We start from the raw sequence: 8,643 nt of genomic DNA, 5'->3' as shown, positions 1-8,643 counted from the left end.
TGTGTGGCCCGCCCCCCCCCCCTCCTCCCCTCCCCCGGGGCCGGCCCCTCACCAAAACAACTGTTTTCGGTGTTTGTTTCAACATTTCCGGCCCCCCCCCACTTCTCTATTGCTTTGATACCGAGCACTCACCCGCCCACACCAAGCTTGGTTCACAACTCGTACCTAAATGGAGCAGCGTCCCCCGCTTGGTGGGATCGGAATTCTGCCACCGACGGGGATTAGATTCCTGGGCTGCGTTCGAGCGTCACGGGTTTCCGGATCCAAATCCAGCCTGTCTCCAAACTGTGCAGGGCCTCGAAGCACTCGCGGACGGCGCCGGGTAGGCCTAGTCGCGACGACGCATTTGGGCGTGGATCTTGACGGTCGTGCCCCCCTCAGGCCTGGGATTCCACGAGATATCCCCAAGCAGGTCGGACTTGATCATTGTTTCAACGATCTGGGTACCCAGGCCACTGCCGCGTTCACCGTCCTTGATGCCAACACCGTCATCGATGATTTGCACATCGAGCTGGTCCCCTTGGCGGTCGGCGGTGACGACAATGGAGCCGTCCCGCCCCTTGAAGCCGTGCTCGACGGCATTCGTGATGACCTCGTTGAGAACGACGGCAAGCGAAGTTGCTTCTTCGGCATGAACTTTTCCGAAGGATCCTTCGAACCGGGTGCTGACGTGCTGGCCGGTTGTGGCCACGCCGGCCGCGAGCCTCATGAGGCGGGCAAAGGTTTCATCGAATTCGACCTTGTCGGCACCCGTGGCGGCGAGTGCTTCGTGGACCATGGAGATGGTATAGATCCTGCGTTGAGCATCCTCAAGGTTCTGCTTTGCACCGGGATCCGATGCTCGTCGCGCCTGTAGCCGTAGCAGGGCCGAGACGGTTTGCAGATTGTTCTTAACCCGGTGGTTGATCTCCCGGATCATCGCATCCTTCGTCATGAGCTCGCGTTCAGAGCGCCTGATCTCCGTCACATCACGGCACATGAGGACAGCCCCTGCCCTCATACCGTTCTTTTTGAGCTGGATGGCGCGCAGGGAAAGAACAACTCCCCGCGATTCGATTTCGGTTGCCCAGGTACCTCTGCCGAGGATGACGACGGGAAGCATCTCATCAACATTGGAGCTGTACTCCATGATGTCGGTGACCTGCTCGGCCAGTACCTTCCCGGGGAGCCTGCCCCGCACACCGAGCCGGTGGAATGCTGACAGAGCATTCGGGGAGGCATAGAGAACGACTCCCTCCGCATCCATGTGGATAAGGCCGTCGGAGGCGCGCGGCGTTCCATGTCGGAACGAAGACGGTGCAGCATCCGCCGGGAAGTCCCCGCGGGACACCATGTGGAGCAGGCTTTCCACGATCTCGTGATAGTTCTTCTGTACCGCGTCCGGCATCCTATCCGTCCGATCATCGGCGACGACCACCAGGACACCGATAGTCTTCCCGGACGGCACGCGAATCGGGACCATCGTGAAACGCAGGTGATCCACACCCGTTCTGAGGATCTCGCCGGTCTCGAAGGACTTGCGGACGGCACGCTCGATGCTGTCGGAAACATTATCGCCCACGACGTCTTCACCCTCGATGGTCCCTGCCGTGGCTGGCCGACAATGCGCGGCTATGAGGAACGTGTCGTCCTTCGTGTGAAGCGCGATGAAGAGGTCTGAGAAGGAAATATCGGCAAGCGGATGCCAGTCACCGACGAGGTGGTGGATATGCTCGACACCCTCAGCGTCGAGGGTACCTGCCTGATTTATCATGTTGGAGAGCGTTGGCACACTGCCAGCCTATCCCGTCGCGACAGGAGAACATATGCATCTCGAACGGACCATCTCATTTTCCGCCGATCTCGTATCCGTTCAACGGGTGCTGATCTCCGAAGAACTCGCCCGCGCGCGCACCGAAGCAGGCGACCTTGACGCACCCCAGCACACCGTAACGAACGCAGAAACTGCGCCAAAGGCAGTCACGGTTGTCACGGTCCCCGCCGCGAAGCTTCCCGATAAGTTCCGCCGCCTGATCAACCGCGATGTCATCGCAACGATCACCCAGACCTGGGACGGCACGGGCCCGGACGTTGCGAGGGCCGACTTCACGGTCGACGTGGGATCCCTCCCCGTCACGGTCTCCCTCACCCAGACGCTGACCGCCAACGGCAATTCCGCCTCCTGCACGTACTCTGGCGAAGTGAAGGTCAACGTGCCTTTCGTCGGTGCCAAGATCGAGAAAATCGCCGCCTCGAAGATCGATGGCATTCTCGAGGGCGACCAGAAGCTCGTCAACGCCATCCTGGCATCATGAAAGCCGTGCGGACAGGGGTCCGCGAATGGATAGCAACGAACGACCGCGGCGCGATCGTTAAGATCGGTGACCCCGAAGCACCGGAGGTCTTCTCCCCCGGAGAACTCCTCCAGTTCGCAGGTGCTACCTGCGTTGGTCTCTCAATGGATCACCGGCTCACCTACGAACTCGGAGACGACGTCCACGTCGTGCTCGATGTCGAACCGGAACGCATGGAAGAAGAGAACCGCTACTCGGCTATCAAAACCGTCTTCTCCCTCGACCTGTCGGGCCTCAGCGAGGACGAACTCGTTGCCTTAAAGAAGAAGGTTGACGGAGCGGTCGAACGCAACTGCACCGTGGGACGCACCCTCGAAGCGTCCGCCGAGAACACCTACGAATTCAAGGACTCGCGCAACTCTTCCACGTAAGCGGTGCCTTCTAGTCGCACGTCATGAATCGGTAGTATCGGGATCTCAACCGGGGTCCCGATACGTTCGCCACGGGACGACCAAACCCACCCCACAGAATAGCTAGCTTCTTATAGCTCGGCTCTTCCGCTTGCCCGGTGACTCTCACGATTTCCGAATGCTTATCCCTGCCCATCACCGGCAACGCCGGGCTCGGGTCCGGGACGCACACTGGGAATCCCCAGGGCAGCTTCACATTGAAAACTCCGCGCAGCCCTCAACAGGCGGTGGAGCAGACCTTCATCTCACCTTTCCTGGCGGACCCGCGGAATCCAGGAATTGAGCCAATCCAGCACATGCAGTTCACCTTGAGCGAAGAACGCTCAACTTTATTTGACTCTTTCAGAATCTAGTTCGATACTTATATCAGTCGGTCCGAGAGCCTGGTCAGAGGTAAGGAACAGGTGGAGGACCCTGAGAGAAAAGAGAGACCTAATGGCAAAGCGAAACGATCCCTTCCACGACCTTGAGCGCATGTTCTCCTCGAGCTTTACGCGCCCGTCCGTCCCCGGTATGCCGATGGACCTGATCCGCACCGGTGACGAGTACGTGGCCGAGCTGGACCTGCCCGGCGTGGACCCCTCAACAATCGATATCGACATTGATGACCGCACCCTGACGATCCGCGCCGAGCGGAAGGCACGGGAGGGCGAGATCGAGTGGCTCTCCAAGGAGCGCCCGACGGGTACCTTCGCCCGCCAGCTCACCCTTGGCTACGGCGTCGCAGTCGACAAGATCGATGCCAACTACACGGACGGTGTTCTCACCCTGACCTTCCCGGTCGCCGATGAGGCCAAGCCCCGCAAGATCGCAGTGAACGCGAACAGCGAAAGCAAGACCATCGACGCGTAGTTGGCCCGCGCCGCGAGCGCACCAGCTAGTACACACAGCCAGAAAAGGGCTGGGACAGCGAGTATTCGCCGTTCCGGCCCTTTTCTGCACCCTCCCCTATCCGCACCGACCGCCCACCAGATCGAAAGCCAAGCGCACATTGTCGCGCCGAGTCGGTCGGGCTGGGTCGCCGGGTTGACGGCAGCGGGGTGCCCACTGGGGCTACGGCATTCGATGAGTATTGACACGGTTCCCTCTCTGAGCTCGCTCGCCTGTCCTACACTGGTGGGGTGAATACGGCCTATGAAGATTTGCTCCGCCACGTTCTGGAGAACGGTAATCGCAAGACGGACCGCACCGGGACGGGAACCCGTTCGGTGTTCGGTCACCAGATGAGGTTTGACCTGTCCGAGGGTTTCCCGCGGATCACGACGAAGTTCGTCGCGATGAAGGCGGTTAAGGGCGAGCTGCTTTGGTTCCTTCGCGGGGATACAAACATTGGTTGGCTGACGGAACGTGGCATCACGATCTGGGATGAGTGGGCCGATGAAAAGGGCGAGCTTGGTCCCGTTTACGGCTACCAGTGGCGATCGTGGCCCACCCCGGATGGTCAGCATATTGATCAGATCCAGCGAGTTATTGACCAGATCCGTAACACTCCCGATTCGCGCCGGATCCTCGTGTCCGCGTGGAATGTGGCTGACCTGGATGAGATGGCTCTGCAGCCGTGCCACACGATGTTCCAGTTCTATGTTGCTGACGGGAAGCTGTCCTGCCAGCTGTATCAGCGCAGCGCCGACCTGTTCCTGGGCGTTCCGTTCAACATTGCGTCCTACGCTCTGCTGACTCACATGGTGGCTCAGCAGACGGGTCTTGAGGTTGGCGAGTTCATTTGGACCGGGGGCGACTGCCATATTTACGACAACCACATCGAGCAGGTCAAGGAGCAGCTCTCGCGAGAGCCGTTCCCCTTCCCCACCCTGAACTTGAAGAAAGCTCCGTCGATCTTTGAGTACGACATGGACGACATTTTCACGGAGGGCTACGAGCACCATCCGTCGATTAAGGCACCGGTGGCCGTATGAGTCTCGTCGCTATTTGGGCCCAGGCACACGACCGGGCGATCGGCAGGGATGGCACGATGGCCTGGCACCTGCCCGAGGACCTTGCTCACTTCAAGCGGCTGACCACGGGCCATCCCGTGATCATGGGCAGGCGCACGTACGAGTCCCTTGAGGAGAAGTATCGTCCGCTCCCCGGGCGGCGCAACATAGTCGTGACGCGCACGCGCCGACTGTTCCCCGGATGCGATGTTGTTTCTTCCCTGGAAGAGGCCCAGCAACTGGTTGGTGATCAGCTCGCTTGGGTCATGGGTGGCGCACAGATTTACGAGGCATCGATCCCCCTTCTCGACGGGATTGTTGTGACCGATATCGACATCACCGTCGAGGGCGCAGACGCCTTCGCTCCTCCTCTTCCCGTCACGAGCTGGGATATTGTCAGCGCCGACCCGGACCGGGGCTGGCACACCGCAAAAAACGGGATGAAGTACCGCTTTACGGCACTTTCCCGGCGCGGTTCATCACCTTGGGAGACCGATCCCCTGAGTGAATAGGGGCCATCTCAGTGGTATTTCAAGGTCAATCCTTATTCTTCCGGTTACTTTTCTCTGTTTGACCGAAAACGTTGAAAGACAGTGAACCGAGGAGACCTCGTGTCGACGTCCGCGTTCACTACCACCCTTGCCCCGATCGACCAGTCGGTCATCAACGTACGTAATCTTGAGAAGACCTTTGGGCGCGGTAGCACCATCGTTCCCGCCCTCCGGGGAATCGACCTCGACATCGGTCGCGATGAACTGACAGCGATTATGGACCCCTCAGGGTCCGGCAAGTCCACCCTCATGCACAGCATTGTTAGCCTCGAGGGAGCCACCGCCGGCACCGTGACGATCGCCGGCAGGAAGATCGACCAAAAGCGGTTCGATCACGTTGTTGACACGGTCGGCCTTGCCGATCGTCTCGAGCACCGGCCAACCGAGTTGTCCGGTGGTCAGCAGCAGCGCGTCGCGTGTGCGCGTGCCATGGTTGGCTCCCCGGACGTGGTCTTTGCCGATGAGCCGACCGGTAACCTCGACTCGGAAGCAACCTCACAGATCCTGTCGTTCCTTCGCAAGTCCGTTGATGAGCTCGGCCAGACGGTCGTCATGGTCACTCACGAACCGGACGCCGCGGCATGGGCGGACAGGGTGATCGTGCTTCGCGACGGCCATATCCTGGGCGAGCTTCGCGACCCGACGCGCGACAGCGTCCTGGATGCTCTGCGGGACGGTCGGTAGTCATGTGGCAAGTAACGATGCGCGGAAGCCGCGCGCAGCTTGGCCGATTCTTCCTCACGGCACTGGCCGTTATGCTCGGCATCGCCTTTTTGTCCGGCACCCTCGCCTTCCGCGACGTGCTCGGGCAGACATTCGATAACCTCACCGAGGGCACCATCACCGATAACCTGACGGTTCGCGGTGAAGAGCTCGACACGAGTGATGCTACGCAGGTGGGGAACGCTCCCAGCGACATCACGGTCGCCGACGAGATTCACGACATCGAGGGCGTCTCCGGCGCCTATCCTTCCTTCGCTGGCAACGCAATCGTCTTCGATGCGGAAGGACAGCCAGCGAACTTCGCTCAGGCACCCGCACTGGCCTTTGGGTGGATGGAAGCAATCGACACGGAGACTGTCACGGACGGCCGAGGGCCCGCATCCCCCAACGAAATCGCTCTCGAGGAGAGCACCGCCGAGCGCGCCAACCTGTGGGTGGGTGACGAAACGGTTCTTCTCATCAACGGCAATCCGATGGACGTGGAGGTTGTCGGTATTGTCTCCTAAGGAACATCGGTGGCGGGCACCTCCGTCACCGTGATCGACACTGGACTCGCACCGGAGTCGTTCAGTCCCGGCGGAACCGTTTCCGAGATGACCGTCGTGCTCGAAGACGGTGCCGACCCGGACGCGGCCCGGGACAATGTCAGCGACGTCCGCGGTGACTTCACCGTCCTGACGGCGGACGAGGTGCGGGCGGAGACCCAGGAGTCGATCTCGTCGATCCTGGACATGGTCAACACCTTCCTCCTGATCTTCGTGTTCTTGGCCCTCGGTATCGGCATTTTCATCATCGCGAATACGTTCCGGATCTCGGTTCGTCAGCGCCAAAAGGAGTTCGCCCTGCTGCGTGCCGTTGGCGCGGCACCCAGCCAGGTCTTCGTCGTTGTCTTCGTCCAGGCCATCATCATCAGGCTCATCGGCTCCGTCGTTGGCGTCATTGCCGGTCAGGGCCTGATCCTCCTCATCAGGTGGGGGCTCGAGGCCTGGGGTATGCCACTCGATGCCGACCTCATCATGACCCCGTCGATCATCATCACCTCGATCATCATCGGTGTGATCGTCACCGTAATCGCGGCCCTCATGCCGGCACGGTCGGCGGCTCTCACTCCCCGATCGAAGCCATGAGGGAAACCTCGGGAGCTACCGAGAAACCCCTCACGGTACGCACAATCATCGGCGGCACCATCGTTGCCCTGGGCGTTGCGGCCTTCGCGGCGGGCGCCCTGCGTGCCATGGATCCCGCAGGGACCCTGCTCGGGGTGGGAGCCCTCTTCATCATCGTTGGCCTCATCGTCATGACACCGACCCTGGTCGGGCCCGCCGTGGCGGTCCTCGGGTGGCCGTTCCGCAGAATCTCCCCGATCCTCGGCAAGGTCGCCTCCGAATCAACGAAGGCCAGCCCGCGAAAAACCGCGTCAACGGCCTCCGCCCTCATGATCGGTGTCGCCCTCGTCGCCACGGGAGCAACCCTTGCCACGTCGATGAAGGCATCCCTGTCCGACATCACCGACTCAGCCATCCAGGCAGACCTCGTCTCCATGACGAACCTGCCGATCTCCGATCCTTCAGTCGGTGTGGAACGTATGGAGCAGGTGGACGGTGTTGCGTCGGTCGACACGTCGGTTGACGCTGGTCGTGCCATGATCCCGGGCGAGCAGCCGGCCCCGGCCTACGTGGTTTCCATGTCCGACTATGCGGTGGATGCTTTGGCCCTCGTGTTCGTCGAGGGTGACATGACTGCCTTCACGGACGGCAACCTCGCCATCCACGAGAGCTTCGCGGACTCGCAGGACGTTGGCCTTGGCGATACGATCAGCCTGCTCGGAGCAGATGGTGCCCCGGTCGAATTCGAGATCAGCGCGATTGTCTCCACGGAGATCATCATGACGGAGATGTACGTGTCGGAAGACGTGTTCAGCACCCCGCAGCTCAACGGCATCAACACCGCCGTGATCCTCATCGACGTCGCAGACGGCTACGACATCACGGAGGTCAAGGAAGAGGTCATTGCTTCCGTTGATGATCTGTACGTGTACCAGATCTTCGACAAGGACGACCTTGCCGGCATGATCGGTCAGAGCATCGACATGGTTCTCACCATGCTCTACGCCCTCCTCGGGCTGTCGATCGTTATCGCGGCCCTCGGCATCGTCAACACCCTGTCCCTGTCGGTTGCCGATAGGACGCGCGAGATCGGACTGCTACGAGCAATCGGCCTGTCAAAGAGAGGGGTGCGCGGCTCCATCGTCATCGAGTCGATCATCATTTCTGTTCTCGGCGCCGCCATCGGCATCGTCGTTGGTGTCCCGGTCGCCATTGGTCTCACGACCTACCTCGCCGATGATGCTGATGCGATCTTCGCGATCCCGTGGGGCACCCTCGGCATCATTCTACTCCTCGCCATCATCGTCGGAGCACTCGCTTCGATCCTGCCGGCACGGCGAGCAGCACGACTCGACGTCCTCGAGGCCATCGCTACGGAATAGGGTAACTCAGCCAGAGTGAAACAACCGGTGCTGCGGTAGTTCCCCACCATTGAAGATCCACCACAGCTGACGGCAAGATCGGTGCGGTCGCGGGTTATCCTGCGCCGCACCCCTGGGCAGTACCGATAGGCCGGCGCAAACGCGGAAGCACTAGGTCGGCAAGAATTCAGGAGCAGTATGTCGCTGGAAGCAAAATGTCGGGCA

Annotated in this window: 10 protein-coding genes; 9 read left to right on the top strand and 1 reads right to left on the bottom strand. The window is 60.7% G+C overall.

Annotated elements, in window-relative coordinates:
- Window positions 1-328: 328 nt before the first annotated feature.
- Entirely contained in the window at window positions 329-1,753 is a 1,425-nt protein-coding gene (locus ACTHUY_RS01260) for a sensor histidine kinase (protein WP_441677327.1), read from the bottom strand.
- A 52-nt stretch (window positions 1,754-1,805) separates the two neighbouring features.
- On the opposite strand from ACTHUY_RS01260, the gene ACTHUY_RS01255 reads away from it, so the two are divergent.
- The 9 genes from ACTHUY_RS01255 to ACTHUY_RS01215 all read left to right on the top strand — a co-directional run bounded on the left by ACTHUY_RS01255 (window position 1,806) and on the right by ACTHUY_RS01215 (window position 8,439).
- Window positions 1,806-2,294 (top strand): DUF2505 domain-containing protein, encoded by a 489-nt coding sequence (locus ACTHUY_RS01255; RefSeq protein WP_441677325.1) that lies wholly within the window; start codon window positions 1,806-1,808, stop codon window positions 2,292-2,294.
- A complete protein-coding gene (locus ACTHUY_RS01250) occupies window positions 2,291-2,704 on the top strand; it encodes an OsmC family protein (protein WP_441677323.1) in 414 nt (137 codons plus the stop codon). Before ACTHUY_RS01255 ends, ACTHUY_RS01250 begins: the two co-directional genes overlap by 4 nt.
- Before the next feature lie 474 nt (window positions 2,705-3,178).
- The gene (locus ACTHUY_RS01245; RefSeq protein WP_126703863.1) at window positions 3,179-3,595 is read left to right on the top strand and encodes an Hsp20/alpha crystallin family protein; all 417 of its coding nucleotides are present in this window, start codon (window positions 3,179-3,181) and stop codon (window positions 3,593-3,595) included.
- 251 nt (window positions 3,596-3,846) lie between these two features.
- Window positions 3,847-4,659 carry a thymidylate synthase gene (locus ACTHUY_RS01240; RefSeq protein WP_323052642.1) on the top strand — a complete coding sequence of 271 codons (813 nt, stop codon included), beginning with the start codon at window positions 3,847-3,849 and terminating at the stop codon, window positions 4,657-4,659.
- Complete coding sequence (locus ACTHUY_RS01235) at window positions 4,656-5,189, top strand: dihydrofolate reductase (protein ID WP_441677321.1); 534 nt, start codon at window positions 4,656-4,658, stop codon at window positions 5,187-5,189. Before ACTHUY_RS01240 ends, ACTHUY_RS01235 begins: the two co-directional genes overlap by 4 nt.
- A 99-nt stretch (window positions 5,190-5,288) precedes the next feature.
- Window positions 5,289-5,912, top strand: a complete 624-nt coding sequence (locus tag ACTHUY_RS01230) for an ABC transporter ATP-binding protein (RefSeq protein WP_441677320.1) — start codon at window positions 5,289-5,291, stop codon at window positions 5,910-5,912.
- 2 nt (window positions 5,913-5,914) lie between these two features.
- Window positions 5,915-6,457 (top strand): ABC transporter permease, encoded by a 543-nt coding sequence (locus ACTHUY_RS01225; RefSeq protein WP_441677318.1) that lies wholly within the window; start codon window positions 5,915-5,917, stop codon window positions 6,455-6,457.
- Between the two features lie 9 nt (window positions 6,458-6,466).
- Window positions 6,467-7,078: an ABC transporter permease gene (locus tag ACTHUY_RS01220; RefSeq protein ID WP_441677316.1), complete on the top strand. Its 612-nt coding sequence runs from the start codon at window positions 6,467-6,469 to the stop codon at window positions 7,076-7,078.
- Window positions 7,075-8,439 carry an ABC transporter permease gene (locus ACTHUY_RS01215; protein ID WP_441677314.1) on the top strand — a complete coding sequence of 455 codons (1,365 nt, stop codon included), beginning with the start codon at window positions 7,075-7,077 and terminating at the stop codon, window positions 8,437-8,439. The genes ACTHUY_RS01220 and ACTHUY_RS01215 overlap by 4 nt, the downstream gene beginning before the upstream one ends.
- The last annotated feature ends 204 nt before the right edge of the window (window positions 8,440-8,643 follow it).

It is taken from the genome of Flaviflexus sp. (assembly GCF_052087705.1).
Classification (GTDB): domain Bacteria; phylum Actinomycetota; class Actinomycetes; order Actinomycetales; family Actinomycetaceae; genus Flaviflexus; species Flaviflexus ciconiae.
Note: the sequence above shows the minus strand (reverse complement) of the source record. Positions and strands in the feature narration are given on the sequence as shown.

Bases quoted from the DNA above. Each gene is read 5' to 3' on its own strand.
- ACTHUY_RS01260 (WP_441677327.1), bottom strand. From the start codon at position 1,753: ATGATAAATCAGGCAGGTACCCTCGACGCTGAGGGTGTCGAGCATATC.
- ACTHUY_RS01245 (WP_126703863.1), top strand. From the start codon at position 3,179: ATGGCAAAGCGAAACGATCCCTTCCACGACCTTGAGCGCATGTTCTCC.
- ACTHUY_RS01250 (WP_441677323.1), top strand. From the start codon at position 2,291: ATGAAAGCCGTGCGGACAGGGGTCCGCGAATGGATAGCAACGAACGAC.
- ACTHUY_RS01255 (WP_441677325.1), top strand. From the start codon at position 1,806: ATGCATCTCGAACGGACCATCTCATTTTCCGCCGATCTCGTATCCGTT.
- ACTHUY_RS01215 (WP_441677314.1), top strand. From the start codon at position 7,075: ATGAGGGAAACCTCGGGAGCTACCGAGAAACCCCTCACGGTACGCACA.
- ACTHUY_RS01225 (WP_441677318.1), top strand. From the start codon at position 5,915: ATGTGGCAAGTAACGATGCGCGGAAGCCGCGCGCAGCTTGGCCGATTC.
- ACTHUY_RS01235 (WP_441677321.1), top strand. From the start codon at position 4,656: ATGAGTCTCGTCGCTATTTGGGCCCAGGCACACGACCGGGCGATCGGC.